General features: G+C 57.1%; 17 protein-coding genes and 1 pseudogene. 7 read left to right on the top strand and 11 right to left on the bottom strand.

Translation table 11 applies throughout. The features are described from left to right. Positions 1 to 7: 7 nt before the first annotated feature. Genes EKL29_RS10995 through EKL29_RS10980 form a run of 4 tightly spaced genes read right to left on the bottom strand, consistent with a single transcriptional unit; the run spans position 8 to position 6,118 of the window. Positions 8 to 1,411 carry a DUF3131 domain-containing protein gene (locus EKL29_RS10995; RefSeq protein ID WP_126689683.1) on the bottom strand — a complete coding sequence of 468 codons (1,404 nt, stop codon included), beginning with the start codon at positions 1,409 to 1,411 and terminating at the stop codon, positions 8 to 10. After that, positions 1,396 to 2,892: a DUF3131 domain-containing protein gene (locus EKL29_RS10990; protein ID WP_240629475.1), complete on the bottom strand. Its 1,497-nt coding sequence runs from the start codon at positions 2,890 to 2,892 to the stop codon at positions 1,396 to 1,398. The genes EKL29_RS10995 and EKL29_RS10990 overlap by 16 nt, the downstream gene beginning before the upstream one ends. Positions 2,893 to 2,942: 50 nt before the next feature. Continuing rightward, positions 2,943 to 4,301, bottom strand: a complete 1,359-nt coding sequence (locus tag EKL29_RS10985) for a DUF3131 domain-containing protein (protein ID WP_126689682.1) — start codon at positions 4,299 to 4,301, stop codon at positions 2,943 to 2,945. Continuing rightward, a complete protein-coding gene (locus EKL29_RS10980; RefSeq protein WP_126689681.1) occupies positions 4,298 to 6,118 on the bottom strand; it encodes a glycosyltransferase in 1,821 nt (606 codons plus the stop codon). Before EKL29_RS10980 ends, EKL29_RS10985 begins: the two co-directional genes overlap by 4 nt. 323 nt (positions 6,119 to 6,441) lie before the next feature. Here EKL29_RS10980 and opgC point away from each other — a divergent pair, with 323 nt between their 5' ends. Genes opgC through EKL29_RS10955 form a run of 5 tightly spaced genes read left to right on the top strand, consistent with a single transcriptional unit; the run spans position 6,442 to position 10,605 of the window. After that, complete coding sequence (gene opgC / locus EKL29_RS10975) at positions 6,442 to 7,656, top strand: OpgC domain-containing protein (protein ID WP_120456334.1); 1,215 nt, start codon at positions 6,442 to 6,444, stop codon at positions 7,654 to 7,656. Between the two features lie 14 nt (positions 7,657 to 7,670). Then, positions 7,671 to 8,588: a hypothetical protein gene (locus EKL29_RS10970; RefSeq protein WP_376749684.1), complete on the top strand. Its 918-nt coding sequence runs from the start codon at positions 7,671 to 7,673 to the stop codon at positions 8,586 to 8,588. Between the two features lie 8 nt (positions 8,589 to 8,596). Further along, positions 8,597 to 9,826 carry a PP2C family protein-serine/threonine phosphatase gene (locus tag EKL29_RS10965; protein ID WP_126689680.1) on the top strand — a complete coding sequence of 410 codons (1,230 nt, stop codon included), beginning with the start codon at positions 8,597 to 8,599 and terminating at the stop codon, positions 9,824 to 9,826. Beyond that, positions 9,823 to 10,164: an STAS domain-containing protein gene (locus EKL29_RS10960; protein ID WP_126689679.1), complete on the top strand. Its 342-nt coding sequence runs from the start codon at positions 9,823 to 9,825 to the stop codon at positions 10,162 to 10,164. Before EKL29_RS10965 ends, EKL29_RS10960 begins: the two co-directional genes overlap by 4 nt. Before the next feature lie 3 nt (positions 10,165 to 10,167). Next, positions 10,168 to 10,605, top strand: coding sequence for an ATP-binding protein (locus tag EKL29_RS10955; protein ID WP_126689678.1), 438 nt, complete (start codon positions 10,168 to 10,170; stop codon positions 10,603 to 10,605). Here EKL29_RS10955 and EKL29_RS10950 read toward each other — a convergent pair. The 3 genes from EKL29_RS10950 to ascF all read right to left on the bottom strand — a co-directional run bounded on the left by EKL29_RS10950 (position 10,602) and on the right by ascF (position 14,767). Continuing rightward, on the bottom strand, positions 10,602 to 11,777 hold the full coding sequence (locus EKL29_RS10950; protein ID WP_126689677.1) for an alpha/beta hydrolase-fold protein: 1,176 nt from the start codon (positions 11,775 to 11,777) through the stop codon (positions 10,602 to 10,604). The two genes, EKL29_RS10955 and EKL29_RS10950, sit on opposite strands and share 4 nt — an antisense overlap. A 96-nt stretch (positions 11,778 to 11,873) precedes the next feature. Next, positions 11,874 to 13,304 (bottom strand): 6-phospho-beta-glucosidase, encoded by a 1,431-nt coding sequence (locus tag EKL29_RS10945; RefSeq protein ID WP_126689676.1) that lies wholly within the window; start codon positions 13,302 to 13,304, stop codon positions 11,874 to 11,876. 8 nt (positions 13,305 to 13,312) lie between these two features. Further along, a complete protein-coding gene (gene ascF, locus EKL29_RS10940; RefSeq protein ID WP_126689675.1) occupies positions 13,313 to 14,767 on the bottom strand; it encodes a PTS cellobiose/arbutin/salicin transporter subunit IIBC in 1,455 nt (484 codons plus the stop codon). 268 nt (positions 14,768 to 15,035) lie between these two features. On the opposite strand from ascF, the gene EKL29_RS10935 reads away from it, so the two are divergent. Further along, the gene (locus tag EKL29_RS10935) at positions 15,036 to 16,052 is read left to right on the top strand and encodes a LacI family DNA-binding transcriptional regulator (protein ID WP_126689674.1); all 1,017 of its coding nucleotides are present in this window, start codon (positions 15,036 to 15,038) and stop codon (positions 16,050 to 16,052) included. On the opposite strand, the gene EKL29_RS10930 is transcribed toward EKL29_RS10935, so the two are convergent. Continuing rightward, positions 16,049 to 17,065, bottom strand: a complete 1,017-nt coding sequence (locus EKL29_RS10930; RefSeq protein WP_126689673.1) for a lipoate--protein ligase A — start codon at positions 17,063 to 17,065, stop codon at positions 16,049 to 16,051. The two genes, EKL29_RS10935 and EKL29_RS10930, sit on opposite strands and share 4 nt — an antisense overlap. 154 nt (positions 17,066 to 17,219) lie before the next feature. On the opposite strand from EKL29_RS10930, the gene eptA reads away from it, so the two are divergent. Continuing rightward, a complete protein-coding gene (eptA, locus tag EKL29_RS10925; RefSeq protein ID WP_120456318.1) occupies positions 17,220 to 18,854 on the top strand; it encodes a phosphoethanolamine transferase EptA in 1,635 nt (544 codons plus the stop codon). A 35-nt stretch (positions 18,855 to 18,889) separates the two neighbouring features. Here eptA and EKL29_RS10920 read toward each other — a convergent pair whose 3' ends face one another. The 3 genes and pseudogenes from EKL29_RS10920 to EKL29_RS10910 all read right to left on the bottom strand — a co-directional run bounded on the left by EKL29_RS10920 (position 18,890) and on the right by EKL29_RS10910 (position 23,733). After that, a complete protein-coding gene (locus tag EKL29_RS10920) occupies positions 18,890 to 20,287 on the bottom strand; it encodes a glycoside hydrolase family 1 protein (RefSeq protein ID WP_126689672.1) in 1,398 nt (465 codons plus the stop codon). A 42-nt stretch (positions 20,288 to 20,329) separates the two neighbouring features. Continuing rightward, positions 20,330 to 21,691: pseudogene (locus EKL29_RS10915) on the bottom strand (PTS transporter subunit EIIC); the annotation flags it as partial. Positions 21,692 to 22,632: 941 nt separating this feature from the next. Further along, on the bottom strand, positions 22,633 to 23,733 hold the full coding sequence (locus EKL29_RS10910) for an NADH:flavin oxidoreductase/NADH oxidase (RefSeq protein ID WP_126689670.1): 1,101 nt from the start codon (positions 23,731 to 23,733) through the stop codon (positions 22,633 to 22,635). Positions 23,734 to 23,756: the final 23 nt, after the last annotated feature.

Here is a 23,756-nt window from a genome sequence, read left to right as displayed (position 1 = left end):
CGCCTCCTTAATTCAGGTTGCCGCTCAGAGCAGCGTTGTTAAGAGGAAAACAGCGTTTCGGCGCGGTAAAAGGATCTTCCAGCTGGCGACGGAAATAGCTCCGATCGCTCAGCTCGCTGTCGCGCAGCAGCGCGCCCATGTTCGCCTTAAACAGCAGCGCCTCCAGCACCATGGCGTTGGTGGAGAGCGTAATGGCGCGGTTGTAGTCGCCCGTCGCCTCGACGCGCCCTTCAAACCAGCCGCGCTGCGGATCGTTTTGCCGCTGCGTCATGCTCATCAGCGCGTCGGTAAAGGGGGTCTGCCACAACGCCCAGAGTCCGAACACCGCGCGGGTCGAGACCTGCGCCAGACGCGGCACCCATTTGCCGTCGTCAGCCAGCGTGTTCCAGGCGTAGCCGTTGGCGAAAATAGTGTCGTTAACGTGCCAGGGCGGGGCGGAAATATTGAAATCGCTGCGGGCGGTCAGGATGTTTTTCTGCTGCCAGCGCATCTCCTGCACGCGATAGACATTGCTGGCGCGCTGGCGCTGAAGCGTGACGATATCGCGATCGGCGCCGGGCAGCGTCCAGGCATACTCCATTCCGCTCAGCACATAAGGCGTGGTGGTGATCGTCGCCGGTGTCCAGGTGGTGCGCGGATCGCGCGCATCAATATCGAGCGCCAGCCCGTCGATAATGACATGCTGCGCAGGCGGGCGGAGCGACTGGTCATTGGCGAATCCCCAGAGTCCGAATCCTGCCGCGCTGTATTCGCTGTCGCCCAGACGGCCTTCAGCCTGCGGCGTCAGCTTTTGATCGCGCATCTGTCCGGCATAGAGCTGCCCTTTATCATCCACTACGCGACAAAAATCCCAGCGCAAAATCACGCGCTCCAGGTATTCGCTGTACTGAGGATGAAACGCCGCCACGATGCGCAGCGCCATCATCAGCCGCGCCATATCCTTCGCCGACCAGCCGACAACCTGCGGCGTATTGGCGTAGCCCACCATGGCAACGCTGGTGGCGCTGTAGAGCAAGTTAGGTACGTTGGCTGACGTGAGCGGCAAACGATTCAGGGTGCCGAGGATCTGCGTCAGCCGTCGATCGAACACCTCATCGTCGATCAAACCGAGCTGGCGCGCCGCGGTGAGCGCGATCAGGGTGTCGCCCATCTGCCAGAGGCTGACCACAGGACGGTTATCGCTGCCGTTGACCAGCCCGGTTTGCGGCTGAAGGTTATTCTCAAAATAGCGCCAGGCGATGGTCGCCCAGCGTCGCTCCTGATCGTTCAGCGCGCCGAGCCGCGCGGTAGTGTGCCAGCCGCCGTTCACCAGCCAGCGCCAGCCTGCCGCCTGATTCCAGGCCAGCAGACCGATAACCAGCACTATCGCCAGCAGCAGCGCGAGACTTATGCGGATTACTGTTTTAGGCATGTCGTCGCCACCGGCGGTAACTTAACGGGCGCCTGGCTGTCGCAGCGCGCGCACTTGCAGGCCCGGCACGACGGGGCACTGCGTACGGCTGTGCCGCTCTGCTCACACCAGTTCTTAATGCCTGGCGTTACGTTAAGGAACGGGCGGTTGCGCGGCGTGTTGTTCGGTTCAAAAATATCGACCAGCCGCTTCTCCCACATAGAGGGCGCATAGCTGGCTTTACGCGGATCGTTGCTGTTGAAGCGCAGCAGCTTGCCCTCTTTTTTAAACAGCAGCGCTTCCAGCATGATGCCGTTATTGTTGGCGGTGAACTCTTTGATTGGCCCGTCGCCATTTTCATACAGCCCTTCGTAATAGCCTTTGTCTTTCTCGTCGGCGTTTTCGATGGCGTCGAACAGGCGGTCGGTATAGGGCGAGTTCCACAACACCCACATGCCAAGCGCGGCCTTAAGCGATACCGCCGCCACGTTAGGCACATACTGTCCCTTGTCGGTAATGGTGTTCCAGTTATAGCCGTCGCTGTAAACCGTGTCGTAAACGAAGTAAGGGGATTTATCGAGCTGATGTTCCGATCGTGCCGTCAGCACGCCGGTGATCATGTAGCGGTTTTCCTGCGCCTGATAAACGCGGTCGGCGAAATTTTTCATCCACGGATGGCTGAAGCCGGTGGCGTCGTTATCCCGGTCGTCGGCGTTGTCCCAGCCCATTTCCAGCCCGTGCAGCAGGTAGGACTCCGTCACGACATAGTTGTGCTGGCTGGTCATGCGCGGATCGCGCGTGTCGTAAGGTACCAGCACGCAGTAGATATCGGCCAGCGCGTAAGGTTCAGGGCGGCTGGCCTGACAGGTGGAGAATCCCCACAGCTGATAGCCTGCCGCAGCGTACTCTTCATAGCCAAGACGCCCTTCCTGAACATACTGCGGCTGTTTATTGCCGTCGAGATAGGCGCCATAAAGCGTGCCGCAGTCATCCACAACGTGCGTAAAATCCCAGCCCAGCACCACGTTGTCGATACTGTTGCCATGTTCCGGGTAGCGCTCTTTGATAATTTTCAGCCAGAGCAGCATGCGGCCGATATCGATAGCGGAGAAACCGATCTCCCCCGGTTTGTTCAGGTAGTCCACTTTCTGGCCGGTAATGGTGTTATAGGCCTTGTTAGGCACCTGATTCTGAAACAGCACCAGCTTGTTCAGGGTCGCCAGGAATTGCAGCAGACGGCGGTCGAACTCCGCCTTATCGATAATGCCAAGCTCGCGCGCCGCCGTCAGCGCCGCCAGGTAGGAGGCGCTGTCCCACATGGTGGTGGAAGGGTATTTGTTTACCGCATTTACCAGCCCGGTGGTGGGCTGATAGTTCGCCACGAAATAGGACCAGGCGGTTTTCGCCACCGCCATTTCGCGCTCGGTCAGCTCGCCATGGCGCACCTTGTAATCTGACGCGGGCAGGCTGATAGCCGCCTTTATAGCGGGTGACAGAAGCATCAGCGCAGCCAGCAGGGCAGCGAAGCCGGACTGACGAAGCCATAAAAATCTCATTTCGATGTTACTCCTTGTTGCTGCGGCTGCTGAACGGGTAAAGGGGCGGCGAGACAGGCCAGGCAAAGTAGCTGCCCATGGGCGATATAGGAGAGGCTTTCCAGCACCATCGCATTGGTATCCGCATCGATAGCGGCGTTAACCGAGCCGTCGGCGTTGAAACCCGCTTTCCAGCCCTTGCCGGGTTCAATCATCGGCAGCATCTCTTTGCGCAGCGCCTCGCTCCAGCGGTTGCGGAACAGCGCATACCAGGCGAAGGCGGAGCGGGTCGAGGTGAGGGCGTGACTGGCGAGCGACTCGCTGGCGCTGGCATGGATATTCTGAATGGGCAGCGGCTGGCTACCCGGCAGCGCGCCGACGAAATCGGGCGCCTGCTCGGCGTAGTCGCTGTTGATCACACCCGCGTCGGAAGGCGTACCGGTGCGGTTCTGCACGATCTGCATAATGCGCCAGGTGATTTCGCCGCTGCGGGCGTCAAAGCCCTGCTCAAGCCCGGTCAGCAGATAGGGCATGCTGACCAGAGAAGGCTGCTTGCCCCAGGGCGTGCGCAGCCCCTCATCGGGCACCGCATGGCCGTCGATCTCGACCAGCTTCAGGCCGTCCGGCGGCTGGCTGACCGCCAGACCGGCTGCGGCGTTGATCAGCCGCAGCACGCTGCCCGCATAGAGGCGATAGCCGTAACTGCCGCGCGGATCGTCAGTGCGGATCACCCAGCGATTGACCGGCAAACTCGCGCCCTGCGGCCCGCTGCTTTGCAGCAGACCGGCGAGCTGCCAGCGTGAAAGCAGCTGACTGACCGCCGCCGCGTGCTGCGGATAGCGCCACAGCAGGATCTGCAGCGGCATCAGCAGGCGTCCCATATCAATGGCCGATCCCGCGTTTTCATCTGGCGAAGGCAGCGCCTTTAGCGTATCGGCTTCGTAGAAGGCGGCGGGCAAGCCGTCTGGCTTCAGCGGCAGCTGGCCCAGCGCGTCGAGCGCCGAGGCGATCCGGTCATCGAACTCCGCATCGGGGATAATGGCGAGCTGTTTCGCCGCGATAGCCGCAAGCAAGTAGCTGCCGGTGCTCCACAGGCTGAGCCAGGGCTTATCCGCTTCGGCATTCACCAGCCCGTTCGCCTGGGTGTTATTAACAAAATATTGCCAGGCGATACGCGCCCAGACCGCCTCGTCAAAGGTCAGCTCACGCTGCTGCGGCAGAGGCGGGAACGACTTGCTGAGTACGATGCCGTCTGTGCTCTCAACGCGCGTCGGCATCTGTCGCTCGACCCACAAAACAATGGCGAAGCCGATCAAAAAGCCGATCAGAATGGTGAGATAGCTGCGCGCGCTGTAAATGCCCGATTTCAGGCTCATTCCGCTTCCGCCTCCTGCGTGGCAGGCGGCGTCCACATCGCCGCCATAATCATGGGCATCATGGCGGCGATATTGACCGCCCCCCAGAAAATATTAATGACATAGCCCGAGGGATCGTCGACGTTGCCGCGCGCCACCTGAATACCGCCCCAGATCAAGCCGAGCAGCGTCAGCGCCACGATAGCCAGCTGCGGCTTCACCAGATAGAGAAACCGACCCGACTGTCGCTCTTTCGGCGTGACGTGAAACTTTATTTTCTCGCCGCGCAGCACCGTGCCCAGGGCGCGCAGGTTAACGGAGAAAAAGGCGAGGTAGGACGATCGTCCGTCCCAGGCGGAAATGCCCCAAGTACCGAACATAAACGCCAGCTCCGACACGATAAAAAAGGGCAAAAAGTGCAGGTAGAACGGAGTCGAATAGGCGGAGACGGGGGGAATGCCGGTAAAGAGATAAACAAGCGGCGAGATCAGGAAAACGGTATTCCAGATACAGGCGAGATAGGACCAGAAGGTGGTGCCGTACATCAGGGTCTGGCCGAGGCTGAGCTTAAAACGGCGGCGGCTGAATATTTTGTCATGGAACAGAATGTCCAGCGAACCCGCCGCATATTTAAAGCGCTGAATCATCCAGGTCAGCAGATCCTGCGGCGAAAGCATTTTGGACTCGATGCCGGGATGCATAACCGAACGCCAGCGGCGTCCGCTGTCGCCGTGCAGCACGATAGAGGTGTAGATATCTTCCGAGACGTGGAACTTGTAAGGCGTCAGCTCCGTATCGGCAATAACATGCGGGCGCATCGCCTGGCTCAGGGTGGCGCGCATCTCCTCATCGCGGATATCGCGCGTATGGCGCGATATCTCCTCTTCGACGCTAAAAACATAGCTGCGCAGCGCCGCCTGCATTACCGCTTCGCGGCGGTGCACCGAAGCCGCGCCGCAGCAGAACGCCGCGTTCGCCCAGTTGCGGCGGCGCAGGATAACATCGTAAAACATGCGCGGATCGTTGAAAAAAGGGTCGTTGCCGATGGTCAGCCGACCAAACAGGCCTTCTGTCGCGCGGCCGATAAGATAGCCCGGCAGACCGGCGCGGCGGCGCAGCCAGGCGGAGAGGCGTTCCCCTTCAGGCAGATCGTAAAACCACTGCGGCGTCTGTACCCAGGCGACATCCGGATCGCGGAAATAGCCCAGCGTATTGGCCAGCAGGCTGGGAAAAACGCGGGTATCCGCATCGCAGATCACCAGGAAATCGCCGTCGGTCTGCTCCATACCGTTGCGAATGTTGCCCGCCTTAAAGCCGATATTGTTTTCACGGGTGATGTAATTCACCCCTTCCTGCTCGCAGACTGCGCGCATCTCCGGTCGACGGCCGTCGTCCAGCACATGGATAGCGAGATCGAGCGGCGTGGGATAGGTCAGCTTAAGCGCATCCCGGATAGAGAGACGCACCAGCTCAGGATCTTCAGAGTAGGTGGCGATAAAGAGATCCACCTTCGGCGGCCGCGGATCGGTGCGGTCCTGTTCAGGCAGGCACTGATTAATCTCCTCGGGCGGCGCCGGACACGGCGGATCTTTCACCTGCCAGATATTAATGGTGAAGAGCAGCGTGCCGAGCCAGGCGAGCGTTTCCGCCAGCGCCAGCGGAACGGCATACCAGAGCGCGTCCATATTAAGCGACTCCATCCAGCGCCAGCGGATGTAGTTCGCGCCCAGTATCAGGCCAGTAACGGCCAGCACTTGCCAGAGCCTCATCACCCAGAGCGGCGTATGAAGCGGGGCGGGCGGACGGCGATGTTCAAAGCGTGAAAAGTAATAATCCATGGCGTCTCGTTTCGATAGCGGAAGCGTCTGTTGGTTATCTTTTCACCTGGATGCAATAATCAATTCATTAACTTAACAAATAACAATAAGTAAATAATTTTTATGGTTATAACTTGCCGCTTACGCCGAAAGATTAACAGCTTTACCATCAGTCAGCTTGTTTAGATTTATATAGTATTAAATTACAGGTATTTACAAGGTGATTGAGAATTTTTTCATTTCGGCGTGACTTAAACGGCAACAGCGCTAAACTTCTTCTTACAGAGTAAAGATCTGTTTAATTTAACTAACAAGAATACTTACATCACTTACGGTAATGATTTATGGCGGATGTGGCGTTTGAGCCTAAAGCGGTAAGCGTCGACTGGCGTGCGTGGCGCTATGCCGTGCCCGGCAAGCGCGATCTGCGTGTCGATATGCTGCGCGGCATTGCGCTGGTGATGATGGTGGTGGCGCATACCGAGCTGCTGTCGCTGATTAATATCTTTACCTGGGAGCGGTTCGGGCTGACCACCGGCGCGGAAGGTTTCGTTATTCTGTCGGGCTTTATGCTCGGCATGCTCAACCGTCAGCGACTGCAAAAAGAGGTGCTGTTAACCGTAAGCTGGAACCTGTGGCGGCGAGCCGGGAAAATCTATCTGGTCAATCTGACCATCATCTTTATCATGCTGCTGCTGTCGCGCCTCCCTTTTATCAACACCTTTGAAGTGACCCACTTCGTCGATCGCTATTCCGGCACCGTCTGGTCGCTGTTTCCCACCACGCCGCAGATTAAAGAGACCTGGTTCAATATCATTCTCTATCTGCAAATCGGACCGCATCAGACGCAGATCCTCGGACTTTATATCTGCCTGCTGCTGGCCAGCCCGCTTTTTCTGGCGCTGCTGCAGAGCCGTCGCGTGGGATGGCTGCTGCTGGCCTCCCTTGCGGGTTACGTCAGCTATCACCTCTGGCCGACGCGGCTGACCGTCGCGGAGTTCGAGTTTGCCTTCCCGCTGCTCGCCTGGCAGTTTATCTATGTGCTGGGAATGTGCTGCGGCTGGTACAAGGATGAACTGATGTCGCTGGCGCGCACGCCGGGCGGCTATATCGTGATGGGTCTGATGGTGATCTACGCGCTCGTCATGATGTTCGTCGCGCAGAACCATACCAACCCCTTTATGCCTTCGTTTCTGCTGCTGCACGTTATCCCGCCCGCCGATTTCAACTGGTTTTATTACCATCTCGCCAGCAAAAATGCGCTCGGGCCCTGCCGCGTGCTGAACGACTTCAGCCTGATGCTGCTGGTTTATCTGGTGCTGACTTTCTGCTGGCGGCCCATTGAACGCGCCTTCGGCTGGTTTCTTATTCCGCTGGGACAGCACTCGCTTTACACCTTTATTTTGCACGTCTTTGTCGTGATGGCGGTCAGCCAGTTCGTCCATTTCGACCTCTGGCACCAGGCGTGGCTACGCAACACGCTTATTCATATGGCGGCCCTTGGGCTGCTGTGGTGGATGGCGAAAAAAGAGATTGGCGGTCGTTTTATCCCTAATTAAGCGAGGAGCGCTGCATGATTCACCCTGGGCTTCCGGCCAGAGGAGCAGGATTGCTGATGATCGCCTTCGTCGCCAGCGCGGCGATGCCTGCCTGCGCCGCCTCGTCCGACAGCGGAGCGGCCGCAATGCATGATGAGTCGGTACCGGCGGCGGCCGTCTCAAGCCGCTGGGGACGTCTTTTTGCCGGCAACAAAAATAAATTTTCCGGCGCGCTGAGTTTTTCCAGCGGATTAAAAGATCAGTGGCTGTCGATCCCTAACGGCTCAGAGAGCGCGGAACAAAAGAAAAAGGTTAATCAGCTGCTTAATCTCAGCCTGCAGTATTCCCCTTACAGTTTCTGGTTCGCCAACATAACGATGCGCGCGCCGATCACTAACTACTCGAAGTACGATACGGATTTTCATTACAGCTTTGGCTACGACGACTGGCATCCAAATACCTTCAGCCTGGTTTACAGCAACTATGGCGAAAACCGCCTGTTTCCGTCAGGCACTGCGCGCCGCACCTACCTTGAACAGGGCGCTTTAACCTTCGCCTATAAATTTTCGCTGCCGAAGGATCTGGAAAAGCATCTGCTCATCAACAAAGGGGACGCGCTGACCTGTCAGCTCGGCGTCAGCTGGGTGCCGCGCTACTACTCGCTGGCGGATAACGACCTGCGTTCGAACAAAGAGGTCGGGCTGGGCGGCTGCGGTTACACCTTTAAGCAGCACTTTTTTATCCGCGCCACCGCCTTCTGGTTTCCGAATCATGAACAACAGCAGCCCTGGAACGGCGACTACAGCTACAGCTTTGGCTATGCAACCTATACGCCGGGATCTTTCTCTATCCAGTACAGCAACTACAGCGGCACGCGCTTTCCCGGTCGGAGCAGCGCCAATGCCAAATTTCGTGAGGGCACAATCTCGCTTATCTGGTTCCTTCCTTTCTGAGGTTTTCTATGGATGCGCTTCAGCCTCAATCCGTATTAATTGTTGATGACGCACTGCTCTATCGCAGGCTGCTGGCTGGACTGCTACAGCAGTGGGGCTATCAGGTTTTCGAAGCGGAGAATGGCGAGCAGGCGCTGGCGCTGCTGGCGCAGGAAACGGTGAGCCTGGTGATTAGCGACTGGGAAATGCCGGTCATGGATGGCCTGACGCTTTGCCGTCAGATCCGTCAGCAGCTACAGGATCGCTATATCTACATTATCGTTCTTACCGTGCGCGACAGCGTGGAGGATCTGCGCGTCGGTTTCGCCGCCGGCGCGGATGACTTTTTGCGCAAGCCGGTTAATCAGGTCGAACTCCAGGCGCGACTGCACGCGGGCGAACGTATCCTGCGACTGGAGGCGACGCTGGCGAGCAAAAATCGCCGCCTCAGCGAGGCGCTGGCGCAAATCGAACAGGATTTACAGGCGGCTGCGACGCTACAGCGCAGCATTCTGCCGCCGCATCATCTGCGCCAGGGCGACTACTTCGCCGACTGGCTGTTTATGCCCTCCGCATGGGTTTCCGGCGATCTGTTTCATCTCTTTCCCCTTAATGACCATACCGTGGGATTTTACTGCGTCGATGTCGCCGGGCATGGCGTGACGGCGGCGATGATGTCGGTGGCGGTGGCGCGCCAGTTTCTGCATGGCCGCACGGTCGATCCCTTCTTGTTCGACGGCGCGGCCATCACGCCGCCGTCGCAGGTGGTGCGCATTCTGAACGCGCGTTTTTGCGCCCAGCATCCCGAGGTCACCAGCTATTTCACCATGGTTTACGGCGTGATCGATCGCCGCAGCGGCGAAGGGCGGCTCTGTCAGGCGGGGCATCCTACCCCTTTTATCGTGAGCGGCGAGGGCGAGGTGCGTGAAGTCGGTGAGGGCGGCCCGCCGGTCGGGCTGCTTGAGCATCTGGACTGGGACGAGAGCGCCTTTCATCTTGCGCCGGGCGAGCGGCTCTGTCTCTACAGCGACGGCATCAGCGAGTGCGAAAATGCAGAGCAACAGATGTTTGGCGCTGCGCGTCTGGAAAAATTACTGGCTTCGCTTCATAAGCACGCGCTGGTGGATCTGCTGGCGGCGGTGGAACAGTCACTTAATCAGTGGCGCGGTCTGGCATCGGACGAAGCCGTCTCCGCGGCGGATGATATCTCCTTGCTGGTGATTGAGCGGCAGCAAGGCTTAACGGGAGAAGCGACATGAAATTTGAAACTGAAAAGCTCGACAACGCCTTTGTATTCACGCCGGTGGTGCGACGACTCGACGCGTCGGTGGCGCTGCGTTTCAAAGAGGCGGTGGCGGGGGTGATCCAGCAGGGCGAAACCGCGCTGATTCTCGACTTTTCGCGCGTAGACTTTATCGACAGTAGCTGCCTGGGCGCGCTGATCTCGCTGCTGAAACTGCTGAGCGGAAAGGGACAGCTCGTGATTTGCGCGCTCAACAGCAATATTAAAGCGATGTTTTTGCTGACACGCATGGATCGGGTATTCACCCTCTGCGCTGACCGCAGCGAGGCGCTCGCCGCGCTGAACGGAGGATGAGCAATGTCCGAACACACCCAGCAGAAAGCGCTACGGCTGCCTGCCACGATTAATAGTCTGACGACGCTCGGCATCGCGCTGCGTCAGTTTCTGGCCGGGCTGCCGGTGACCGAGGTCTGGATCTATCCGCTCGATCTGGCGTTATGCGAGGCGGCAAGCAATATTATTCGTCACGGCTACCATGACGATGCGACGGCGCACTACCGGGTCTGTCTTAGCCATGACGGCCGTGAGGTAACGGTAACGCTCTATGACAGCGGCGTGCCTGTGCCAGAGGAGAAGCGTCAGCCGCCGGTAATCGATCCCGACGCGCCGTTAACGCTGAAGAACCTGAGCGAAGGCGGCCGGGGTATGCAGCTTATCTTCTCCGGCGTGGATCGGGTCAGCTACCGCGAGGGCGAGGATGAAAACCAGCTGACCCTGATCAAAACGCTGCCTTAATTCTCCGGGCGGAACAGCTTCTGTACGAACTCAATATAGGCCGGACGCCAGACATCCATCTCATGCCCCAGCGCAGGGTAAGTATGCCAGTCGCTGTGAATGCCGCGCTGGTCCAGCTGCGCCTTGAGGCCGGTCATATCGCGCCCGGTAATGATGTCCTCTTCGCCGCTGACCAGCGTCAGCAGTTTTAGCTGACGGTTGATGGCGGCGGGCTTTTTCAGCTGCGCCGCCACGCGAAAATCGGGTACGGATTCGGTGGTCACGCCGCTGAAAATCCCCAGCCAGGCGAACTTATCGAGATGCCGCATACCGCTGACCAGCGCCTGATAGCCGCCCTGCGACAGCCCCGCCAGCGCCTGACTTTCGGCCTCTTTCCGCACCGGATAGCGATCGGCGACGAGCGGTATAATCTCCTCTGTCAGCTCTTTGTCCGCCGCCTGTGCATTGCGCGGATAGAACGTTTCGCGACGGGTGCCCGGGGCGAAACTTTCAGGTATCGCCCCCGCGGCGTCGGTTTCAGTATCCGGCATCACGACCAGCATCGGCACGATTTTCCCCTCGGCGAGCAGGTTATCCATAATTTGCGGCACCCGTCCCTGAACCAGCGCCGAAAGGCCGGTATCGCCAAAGCCGTGATAGTAATAGAGCACCGGCAGCGGAGGAGAGTCGGCGCGCGTGCCGGGCGGCACCCAGACGGAGATACGCCGTTCGCGGTTCAGCGACGGCGAGTGCCAGGTCAGGGTATGGATCTCGCCGTGCAGCACGTTGCGCTCATCCAGCAGGCTGCCGGGCACCAGAATCAGACTGGTATTCACCTGACGCTGCGGTTTCGCCAGCGCGTTACCCGTGTCGACGCTGCGAAAGCCGTCCACATTAAAAAAGTATTCATATAAGCCGGGCTGCATGGGTCCGCTGGTAAGCGACCAGATGCCGCGATCGTCTTTAGTCATAGGATGCGAGACGTAACGATCGGGCGTAGGGCCGGTCACTACCTCGACCGCTTTGGCGGCAGGCGCCCATAACCGCCAGGTTATCGTGTTGTTATCATTGGCCTGACTGGTATATTGCTCCGGCGGCAGGCTCTCGGGCGGGCGCTGAGGAAGCGGAATAGCCAGCAGTGAATGACTCCATACCGCCAGACTCAGGCCCAGAAAGAGGCAGCGAAAATTCATCAGATATCCTTAACAGAATGCAGGTCCGTTAAGTGTGGCATAAGCGGGGAAAAATGAACTGCCGCCCGTGAATTTTGCTGCCTCTCTGGCGCTGCGTCAGTTGAGATCGCGCCCGTTGCTGGCGATCACTTTTTTATACCACCAGAACGATTTTTTACGTGTGCGCGCCAGGGTGCCGCCCCCCAGATCATCTTTATCGACATAAACAAAGCCGTAGCGCTTGCTCATTTCGCCGGTTGAGGCGGCGACCTGATCGATGCAGCCCCAGGTGGTGTAACCCATCACCGGCACGCCGTCGTCAATTGCCTGCGCCATCGCCCGGATATGCTCGCGCAGATAGCTGATGCGGTAGTCGTCATTAATGCTGCCGTCCGCTTCCACCTTGTCCTGCGCGCCCAGCCCGTTCTCCACCAGAAACAGCGGCTTTTGATAGCGGTCATACATCATATTCATGGTGATGCGCAGCCCCAGCGGATCGATGCCCCAGCCCCAGTCGCTGCGTTTGATATGCGGGTTGGTCAGAGACTTCACCACGTTGGCGGCGCTGCTGTTGCGCTCGTTCATCTCCGCCGAGGCGCAGCGCGACGCGTAATAGCTGAACGACACGAAATCGACGCTGTTTTTCAGGATGTCGGCGTCTTCGCTCGCCATCTCAATGGTGACGCCTTTCTCCCGGAACAGGCGGGCGGCATACGTCGGGTAGGCGCCTCTCGCCTGCACATCAATAAAGAAGAGGTTCTCGCGATCCTTCTCCAGCGCCGCCCAGACATCTTCCGGCCTGCAGGACCAGGGGTAAAAATTGCCGCCCGCCAGCATACAGCCCACCTGGTTGGCCGGGTTGACCTCATGGGCGATACGGGTCGCGAGGGCGCTGGCGACCAGTTCGTGATGCGCGGCCTGATACTTCACCTGATCCTGATTTTCTCCCTCTTCGAACACCAGACCGGCGCCGGAAAAGGGGCTGTGGAGCAGGATGTTTATCTCATTAAAGGTCAGCCAGTATTTCACCAGACCGTCAAAGGCTTCGAAGCAGGTGCGCGCATAGCGAGCGAAGAAATTAACCATTTTGCGGTTGCGCCACGAGCCATACTCCACCACCAGATGCATCGGCACATCAAAATGGCAAAGCGTGACCAGCGGCTCGATGCCATATTTTTTACACTCTTCGAACAGGCTGCGATAAAAGGCAATGCCTTCCTGATTCGGCTCTGGTTCATCGCCGCGCGGATAGAGGCGGCTCCAGGCGATGGAGGTCCGGAAGACGCCGAATCCCATCTCCGCCATCAGGGCGATATCTTCTTTATAGCGATGATAAAAATCGATCGCCTCATGGCTGGGGTAATATTCATCGTCGCGCAGGCTAAAGCGCTTCTCCAGCCCCAGCTTTACCGGCATGCGCGCGGCGCCGTGCGGGATCATATCTACCGTTGTCAGGCCTTTCCCCCCTTCCAGATAGCCGCCTTCAGACTGATTCGCGGCTAATGCGCCACCCCATAAAAAACCTGCTGGAAATGTCAGTTCCGACATAAATTACCTCAATGATGAACGGCTGCCTTAACGGGCTCGATCGATTCCGCCTTTGCGGGCGAGGCGCTGGCCTCGGGCGCGCTTTCCGGGATATCTTCAAAGCCTAAAATCAGAGTCAGAATAAATGAGAGCACCACAGAGAGCGCCATCACCGCCACCACCCAGACGATGCTCATGGGGTTAGCGGGATCGAAGAACTGCACGCTGGTAAAGAGTCCCGGCGACGCCATCGAGTGGCTGGCCAGCCCGCCGACGCCCGCCACCGCGCCGCAGATAAAGCCACTAATCAGGCAGGCGACCAGCGGACGCTTCAGGCGTACCGCCACGCCGTAAAGCGCCGGTTCGGAGATGCCAGCGACGATAGCGGAGGCCGCGGCGGCGAGGGCGGTCTGGCGCAGCTCGCGGTTTTTGGTTTTGAAGGCGACCGCCAGCGAGGAGCCGCCCAGCGACAGGTTGGCACCGATTTCCGACGGCATCACCATACCCTCTTTGCCGCTCTCGGCGATGGTCTGAATAATGGTCGGCGTAAAAACGCGGTGCATGCCGGTCATTACCAGCAGCGGCCAGATGGCGCCCATAATCGCCACCGAAAGCCAGCCAAGATAGCCGTGTACGGTATAGACCACGGCCGAAATGCCGCTGCCGATCCAGATGCCCAGCGGGCCAATCAGCAGGATGGCGATCGGCGCGGCGATCAGCACAATCAGCATCGGTTTCAGGAAGTTTTTCGTTACCGCTGGCGTAATGCGATCAACGATGCGCTCGATATGGGACAGGATCCAGGTCATCACCAGCGCCGGGATCACCGTGTAGGTGTATTTCACCGGCGTGACGGGAATCGAGGCGAAGTCAACCGCCTGGCCCTGCGCCGCTTTCGCCATCAGATCGATAAAACCGGGATGCAGCAGCACGCCCGCGATCGCGATCGCCAGCGACATATTGGTTTTGAACTTGATTGAGGCCGACGCGGCGACCATGACCGGCAGGAAGAAAAACGCGCCGTCGCCAATGACCGTCAGGATAGTCAGCGTAGAGGAGCCTTTCGGCAGAACGCCGCTCATCTCCAGCACCATCGCCAGCAGCTTCACCATCGAGCCGCCGATAATGGCCGGAATCAGCGGTGACATGGTGCCGACCAGCGCGTCGAGAATGCCCGCGCCGATACTTCTCAGGGTAATTTTGCGTTTTACCACCGCGCCGCCAGACGCCTCAGGCGTGCCGAGCGCCAGGATCGCCTGATAGGCTTTGCCAACGTTGTTGCCGATAATGACCTGACACTGCGTATCGTTATCGACCACGCCCATCACGCCGGGCAGCGCTTTGAGCGCGGCGCTGTCGACTTGCGCGCGATCTTTTATAACAAAACGTAAGCGGGTCATGCAGTGGGTGACGGATTCGATATTCTGCATTCCGCCCAGCGACTGCACGATGGCGCGAGAGACTTCTGCATAGGGATTAGGCATGGTTTTGCGTCTCTGTTGTTATGGGTAGAGTGTTTTACCGGCGGCTGGCTGTTGTAGGGACAGATTGTGCGCTGATTCACGATGGCGACATAAGACGCCATAGGAAACCGGTTTCACAAAATCATGAACAGTTGCAAAATTGATAACAAGATGGCGGAAGCGGTTATTTTTCAAACCGTGACTGGCGTCACTTTCCAGGTTTATGCTTATCTAGGCGCGTCTGAGGTTGAGTAGACTGCACAGCTGATTGAGGGAGAAGGGAAAATTTATGGCCACCATACTTGAGGTCGCGAAAAGGGCGGGCGTCTCTAAGGCGACGGTTTCCAGGGTGCTGTCGGGCAACGGCTATGTCAGCCATGAGACGCGGGAAAAGGTGATGCAGGCGGTGGCCGAAACCGATTTCCGGCCTAATTTGCTGGCGCGCAATCTGTCGGTAAAATCGACCCAGACCATTGGCCTGGTGGTGACCAACACGCTTTACAGCGGCAACTACTTCTCCGAGCTGATGTCCCATTCCGCCCGCATGCTGGAGCAGCAGGGCCGTCAGCTGATCCTGGCCGACGGCAAACACAGCGCAGCGCAGGAGCGTGCGGCAATCGACTTTCTGCTCGATCTTCGCTGCGACGGCATCATTATCTATCCGCGCTTTCTTACCGTTGACGAAATGGACGAGATTATCGCGCAGCGCAAACAGCCGGTGCTGGTAGTAAACCGACGGTTACGACAGCATCACAGCTACTGTATTTATGCCGATCAAAAGCAGATCAGCGCGATGGCGGTAAAAGCGTTAATCGATCTTGGCCATCGCGATATCGGCTTTATTACCGGCTCGCTCGATTCGCCAACCGGGGCAGAGCGCCTTGCCGGGTATAAAGCGGCGCTGCATGAGCGCGGCATACCGCTACGCGAGGCGTTGATCGCAGAAGGGAAATGGCATGCGCAGAGCGGCGCGCAGGCGACAGCCGCCCTAATCAACAGCGGCTGCGCCTTTAGCGCGCTGGTCGCCAGCAACGATGAGATGGCGATCGGCGCTATCAGGCATCTGACGACGGCGAATATTGCGGTACCAAAGCAGGTGTCAGTGCTGGGCTTCGATGATATCCCCCTGGCACCCTATATCGTTCCTGCGCTTTCCAGCGTCCGCATTCCCGTTACCGACATGATTCAGGAGGCGATTGCCCGGCTGTTAGCCATGCTGGATGGCGGCTCGTGGCACGAGGCGGAGGCTTTTGCCGCCAGCCTGTCGCTACGCGAATCGGTGGCGCCCGGTCCGTTCGCGTCCTAGCTGACGCTGGCGGCTAACCACTTTTCCAGCTGCGCCAGCTCGTCATACTGAGCGGGAAATGCCGTTTGCAGTCGCGCGACCGCGGCGGCCAGCGCATCCGGGCGATAGGCGACACCCTGAAGTCCGGTCTCCAGCGCTTCCAGCGGTGTAGGGTTAAGGCTGTCGGTAAAAATCTGGCAGCGGCTTATTACGCCGCGTTCGACATCAAAGTGGATCTCTACGCCGCCCCAGGCAAAACGCGTATCAAGCAGGTGAGTAAAGTCGGGCGACTGGCCAAAGTTCCACTCCCAGCTGCTCTGCCGCGCAAACTGTTCGGCAAAACCAGGCAGATCGGGCAGCGCATGCGGCGATATGCGTTCCGGCTGGCAGCGTGCCTGATAATAGTCGAAGAAAGCTTCGGTGACAGCGTCACATATGACGGCATAATTGATATCTGGCGAGAGTTCGGTCAGGTTCGCCACGCGCGAGCGCACCGAGGTAATGCCTTTGGTTTGCAGCTTTTTGATGTCCGGGTTGAGATAATTCGCCAGCCGCGATAAATCGGCATCGATCAAAAAAGTGCCGTGGTGAAAGCCGCGGTCGGGCGTTTCATGATAGGCGGAACCGGAAATTTTCCGCACCTCGCCGCCGCGCGTCACGACGATATCGTTGCGTCCCGACGCCTCCGCTTCGATTCCCAGCGCGCTCAGCGCGCGCAAAATAATGCCGGTCGACACGCTTTTATCGTACTCCGGCTTGCCCGCCATAAAAGTAAAACAGGCGTTGCCTAAATCGTGAAACACCGCGCCGCCACCGCTGCTGCGCCGCGCCAGCTTAATGCCATCCTGCGCCATGCGCCGCGTGTTGCACTCTTTCCAGGGATTTTGCGCCCGCCCGATAACCACGGTTTCAGCATTGCGCCAGAGAAATAACACCTTTTGCGTAGCGGGCATCTGCCGGTAAATGCACTCCTCTACGGCGAGGTTAAACCAGGGATCGTTTGATTCTGAAAGCAGTAAACGCAGCGTGGTCATCTCTTCTCCTGAGGCATTGAGCAAAGCGGCTGACAATCTTAACGCGCTTTGCAGCCGGTAAAATGATAGCGCGTGCTCTGATTAAGGCGGCTTAAGGTTTCCCTAAAGTTAACAGGGCATGCTGCTTTCTCCTGTAAACAGATGGACTGCAAGCATGTTTTTCCCGCTCAATAAAAGACCGACGCTAAATCGGCTCTCTTTTCTGTTGCTCTTTTCGTTTTATATCGCCGTATTTCTTAACCTGGCTTTTTATCACCAGGTTATTGCCGCCTTGCCGCTTGATAGCGTTCGCAACTGGCTGGTCTTTCTCTCTATGCCGCTGGTGGCGGTTTCCGTCATTAATATTGTGGTGACCATCGCCTCTTTTTTGTGGCTCGATCGGCCGCTCCTGGCGCTGTTTATTCTGGTCTCCGCAGCCGCGCAATATTTCATCTGGAATTATGGGGTGATTATTGATCGGTCAATGCTGGTTAATATTCTCGACACCACGCCGTCAGAAAGTTTCGCCCTGATGACGCCGCAGCTGGTGATTACGCTGCTGCTCTCCGGCGTGGTGATGGCGGGCGTGGTTTTCTGGGTTCGCGTGCGTCCTACAAGGCCTTTCTGGAAAAGCGCGGTCTATCGCCTTATCAGCGTGGCGGCGTCGGTTATTTTTATCCTGCTGGTGGCGTCGTTGTTCTATAAGGATTACGCCTCGCTGTTCCGCAATCAGAAAGAGCTGGTGAAATCGCTCAGCCCGTCAAACTCCGTTGTCGCGACCATCTCCTGGTACAGGCACAACCGGGATCTCAATCTGCCGCTGGTTAAAATCGGCGAAGATGCGCACCTGTCGCCAGCGATGCAAAACGGCAAAAAGAACCTGACCATTTTGATCGTCGGTGAAACGTCGCGGGCGGCGGATTTTTCTCTGTCAGGCTATCAGCGTGAAACCAATCCGCTGTTGAAAAAAGATGACGTTACGTATTTCCCGCATACCGCATCCTGCGGTACGGCAACGGCGGTTTCGGTTCCCTGTATGTTTTCCGGTATGCCGCGCGCGCATTATGATGATGTGCTGGCCGGTCATCAGGAAGGTCTGCTGGATGTGATCCAGCGTGCCGGTATCAAAGTCTTGTGGAACGATAACGACGGCGGCTGTAAGGGCGCCTGCGATCGCGTGCCGCATCAGGATGTCTCCAGCCTGAACCTGGCGGGGATGTGTATTAAGGGCGAATGTTACGACGACGTGCTGTTTCACGGGCTGGAGGATTATATCGATCAGCTACAGGGCAATGGCGTTATCGTTCTGCATACTATCGGCAGCCACGGCCCCACTTACTACAATCGTTATCCGCCGCAGTTCCGCCGTTTTACGCCAACCTGCGACACAAACCAGATTCAGGATTGTTCGCAGCAGCAGCTGGTGAATACCTACGATAATACCTTGCTGTATGTCGATTATATTGTCGATAAGGCGATCAAGCTGCTGCAGTCGCATCAGGATAAGTTCACCACCAGCCTGGTTTATCTCTCCGACCATGGCGAATCGCTGGGCGAGAACGGCACCTATTTACACGGTATGCCTTACGCCATCGCGCCGGAGGTACAGAAGCACGTGCCCATGCTGATCTGGCTGTCGCCGGATTACCAGCAGCGCTATGGCGTGAATAAGAGCTGCCTCGATAAGCTGGCGGCGGAAGATAACTTCTCGCAGGATAATCTCTTCTCCACCATGCTGGGGCTGACCGGCACAGCGACAAAAGTCTATAAAGCGGAAGATGATATTCTCACTTCCTGTCGTAAAAGCTAAACGCGAAAGCCCTGCAAATGCAGGGCTTTTTTTGGTTAGCGTTTTAACGTCGCGCCACGATTGTTAATGACGTCGCGATACCAGTAGAAACTCTTTTTACGGCTGCGCTTCAGCGTGCCTGAGCCATCCTGATTGAGATCCACGTAGATAAACCCGTATCGCTTAGCGACCTCCGCCTTTGAGGCGCTAATCAGATCGATAGGGCCCCAGTAGGTATAACCCATCACCTCAACACCATCATTAATCGCTTCCCAGACCTGCACCAGGTGATCGTTAATGTAGCGGATACGATAGTCGTCGTTTATCTGGCCATCGGCGTCGGGCTTATCCTGCGCGCCCAGGCCGTTCTCAACGATAAAAAGTGGTTTCTGATAGCGATCCCACAGCGTGTTAAGCAGCGTGCGCAATCCGATCGGATCGATCTGCCAGCCCCATTCTGAACTCTCAAGGTGCGGATTGGGCACCATATCAAGAATATTGCCGCGCAGCTTCTCAGCCTGGCTCACATTGGCCGTCGCGCATCCAGACATGTAATAGCTGAATGAGATGAAATCGACCGTATGGCGCAGCGCGTCAAAGTCCGCCGGCTCGGTCTGCAGCTCAATGCCCTGTTCGCGAAAGTCGCGCTTTATATAGCCAGGATAGCGGCCGCGACACTGCACGTCGCCGAAAAACTGCCAGCGTCGATTCTCCTGCAGGGCTGCAAACACATCTTCAGGTTTACAGGTAAGGGGATAGATTAAGCCGCCAAGCAGCATATTGCCGATGCGCGCATCCGGAATAAGCTCATGACACGCCTTGACCGCCAGACCGCTGGCGACCAGCTGATGATGAATAGCCTGATAAATATCTCCCTTCGTGCAGTCGCCTTGTAGGCCCACGCCCGTTAACGGCGCATGCAGCGACATATTGATTTCATTGAAGGTCAGCCACAGTTTCACCTTGCTGCGATAGCGCGTAAAAACGGTACGCGCATAGCGCTCAAAAAAGGCGATAAGCTTTCGATTACCCCAGCCGCCATAGTTCTGCACCAGACCCCAGGGCATTTCATAGTGTGACAGCGTCACGAGTGGCTGAATGCCGTGACGTGCCAGTTCGTCAAACAGCTTATCGTACCAGGCCAGTCCCGCCTCGTTCGGCTCCAGTTCATCGCCCTGCGGGAAGATGCGCGACCAGGCGACAGAGACGCGCAGGCAGGTAAAGCCCATCTCACGAAACAGCGAAATATCGTTGGGATAACGATGATAAAAGTCGATAGCGATATCTTTAATGGAAAAGTCGCCAGGCCTTCGTTCTACAACCTGGCCGAAAATACCCTCAGGCAACATGTCGGAAGTCGACAACCCTTTGCCATCTTCCCGCCAGGCACCTTCAACCTGATTGGCTGCCAGCGCGCCTCCCCATAAAAAATCATCCGGGAACTGAGTCTTCATTGACGTCTCCTTTTGTCGCAGCGCTTAGTCGGCGCGCTGTGGCTGTGGTAAGCCTGCTATTACTGTCAGCAGGCAGGCTAAAATCAGGGAAAGAGCGGTGCCGCCGATAGCGCCCCAGACAGAGTTATCGATCCCGGTTGAGGGGATGATCTGCGCAAGGGTAAAAATACTCGCCAGTCCGAACGAGTAAACCTGGCTATGGCTTAACGCGATGATAGCGCCGCCAAGCGCGCCGCCGATGCAGCCGAAAATAAAGGGGCGACGGTTAGGCAGCGTAACGCCATATACCGCGGGCTCGGTAATGCCAAACACGCCTGAAATAGCGCTGGAGCCCGCCAGCGTCTTCAGGCGCGCATCGCGGGTTTTCAGGAAGACGCCCAGGGCTGCGCCGACCTGCCCGAAAACGGCAGGCAGCAGAATCGCCATCATGGGATCCTGTCCCATCACTGCCATGTTGTTCATCATGAGCGGGATCAGTCCCCAGTGTACGCCAAATATCACGCAGACCTGCCACACCGCGCCGAGGATACCGCCTGCGAGCCAGGGCACGGATTGATAGACAAGCTGGAAGCCATCCGCCAGCAGTTCGCTCAGCGTGGTCGCCAGCGGCCCGATAGCCAGAAAGGTCAGGGGAACGGTAACGGCAAGACAGATCAATGGCGTAAAGAAGCTTTTCACCGACGCGGGCATGATCCTGTCGCACTGACGCTCCAGCCAGCAGCAAAACCAGGCGGAGCAAATGACCGGGATGACCGAAGAGGCGTAATTAATAAAAACGATCGGCACCCCGAGAAAGGTAAAGGTTTCGCCTGTCTCCGCCGCCTGGAAAGCGGCCTGTATATTGGGGTGAACCAGCGCGCCGCCGATAATCAGGGTCACAAAGGGATTGCCGCCAAACTTTTTCCCGGCGGTATAGCCGAGCACCAGCGGTAAAAAGTAAAACAGCGCGTCAGCCGTAGCGAATAATATTTGCCAGGTGCCGCTGCTGTCGGTCAGCCATCCTGCCGCCTGGCAAAGCGCGAGAAAGCCTTTCAGAATACCGCAGGCCGCCATTACGCCGAGAAAGGGGGTGAATATACCGGAAACCACATCGATAAAGGTTGCCAGCAGCGTCTGCTTTTCCTTGCTCTGCTGCGGCGCGGCGCGCTTTTCGTCATTCAGTCCCGCCTCCTGACAGATCGCGGTGTAGACATCATGAACATGACTGCCAACCACTACCTGAAACTGTCCGCCGCTTTCGACTACCATAATCACGCCTGGATTGGCTTTAAGTTTTTCCGCGTCCGCCTGACTGCTGTCGTTAAGTTTGAAGCGCAGTCGGGTGGCGCAGTGTACCAGACTGTGAATATTCTCTTTCCCGCCGACATGGCTGAGTATGTCCTGCGCGAGCGCCTGATATTTCATATTTATATCCGCAATGGTTCAAGATTTAATAAAACGCAAAAAAAACCTGAGAGAACTTATTACAGCGTTGCTGTCACAAGCCTCTCAGGTTTTGCCTGTTGTCAGTAACAACCCCGAAACCCTATGAAATTAACAGCCAGGGGAAAGGGAGTCCAGCGCAAGCGGGAGCGGTAATTGTGATATCGCTCAATAAAAACTGCATTAAACCTTATTTTGCCGCAAGGAAAGAATATTTAATTACTTAAATGATTAACGTGAATTCTTATTTGGAGCTATATGACGGGGTGCGGCTTTGACCTTCTTTTTACATGAATAGCCAATTAAAACGAACTATTTTATCTCATTCGGTTGAATCTTTACTGGCGCATCCGGCATCAGAAAAGATCGGGCCCCGCCTTTGCTGATGGTTAATCGCGGCTACGCTACTGCGTCTGTTTTATGGCAGGCAATCGTCTTATTTAATTTAATCGGTACCGGTAATGCCTTTGGCTGGGCTGATGCGTAGAAACGATAAAACGGGTAGGTTTTATTTCACGAGGGAAAAAAATAATGAAAGGGCATTCGGATTTCGTCAGGCAGCGGTTTGAATTCGTATTGAATTAGCGCTCAGCACATCTGTTATTTCGATTAAATACTTACGCGCATGGCTGAGCCTGACGGAATATGAAGAGTAAAGCGGCGAGATGACGTGACAACGTCACGAGAAAAGCTAACTTCTGAACCAGATAGCTAAGTAGCTTATTACACTTAAAAAAGCGATCAGCAGCGCCAGGTATTCGTCGCGTTTAAAAGACAAAACAGATTTCATTTTACTCTCCTCAGTAACTGAGTAGAGTTTTACACTTTGCAGCTTAGTGAAACCTTAAGTCTTCATATTAATGATACTGAGAGCCAGAGACAGAAGCGAATAAACCGGCCCTGAAAACAGGGCCGGCAGCCTGTTAGCGGTTAGCTTTTAACGTGCCTTTTAAGCCATGCGGCTCTGAACGCAGATATTGCGGCGGCGCGCTCGCCTGGTCGCCCAGCTCGGCAGCGGCATGCCATGGCCAGCGCGGATCGTAAAGTACCGCGCGCGCCAGCGCCACCAGATCGGCAGTGCCTTCCTGCAACACCGCTTCCGCGTGTTTCGGTTCGGTAATCAGGCCAACGGCGATGACCGGAATATTGACCTCTTTACGGATGTCGCGCGCAAACGGCAGCTGATAGCCCGGACCGACCGTAATCGACTGCTGAGGCGCAAGGCCGCCGCTCGATACGTGCACGTAATCGCCGCCTGCTGCCTCAATCTGCTTACTGAATTCAATCGACTGATTATTATCCCAGCCGCCTTCTACCCAGTCGGTGGCAGATATGCGCACGCCGACCGCAATGGAATCAGAGACCGCTTCACGCACCGCGCGGAAAACTTCCAGCGGGAAACGCATACGATTTTCCAGCGAGCCGCCATAGTGATCTTCGCGATGGTTGCTCAGTGGCGACAGGAACTGATGCAGCAAGTAGCCATGCGCGGCGTGCAGTTCAATGAGTTCAATCCCCAGTCTTTCGGCGCGCTTAGCGCTCTCGACGAACTTCTGTTTAATACGCGCCAGGTCGTCGCGATTCAGCGACACCGGCGGGCGTTCGCCATCATGAAAGGCTTCCGCAGAAGGCGCTACGGTTTCCCAGCCGCCCTGATCAAGCGCAAGCTGATGACCGCCTTGCCATGGCGCCGCGCACGAAGCTTTGCGGCCAGCGTGCCCCAGCTGGATACCAACAGGGACCGGCGAATAGGCACGGACATCTTCAAGGACGCTGCGTAAAGCCGCTTCTGTGTCATTGTCCCACAGGCCAAGGTCGCCCGGCGTGATACGGCCGATTGCCTCAACGGCGGTGGCCTCAATAATCAGCAGCCCCGCGCCGGAAAGCGCCAGCTGCCCAAGATGAATGCGATGCCATGCGGTGGCTTTACCTTCGCTCGCGGAGTACTGACACATGGGCGCAATAACAATGCGGTTTTCCAGTGCCAGCTTACCAATGTGCGTTGCGCTAAAGAGTTGACTCATGAATACCTCATTTCCATGTAATA

The organism is Pantoea sp. YU22 (assembly GCF_003970755.1).
Classification (GTDB): domain Bacteria; phylum Pseudomonadota; class Gammaproteobacteria; order Enterobacterales; family Enterobacteriaceae; genus Pantoea; species Pantoea piersonii.
Note: the sequence above shows the minus strand (reverse complement) of the source record. Positions and strands in the feature narration are given on the sequence as shown.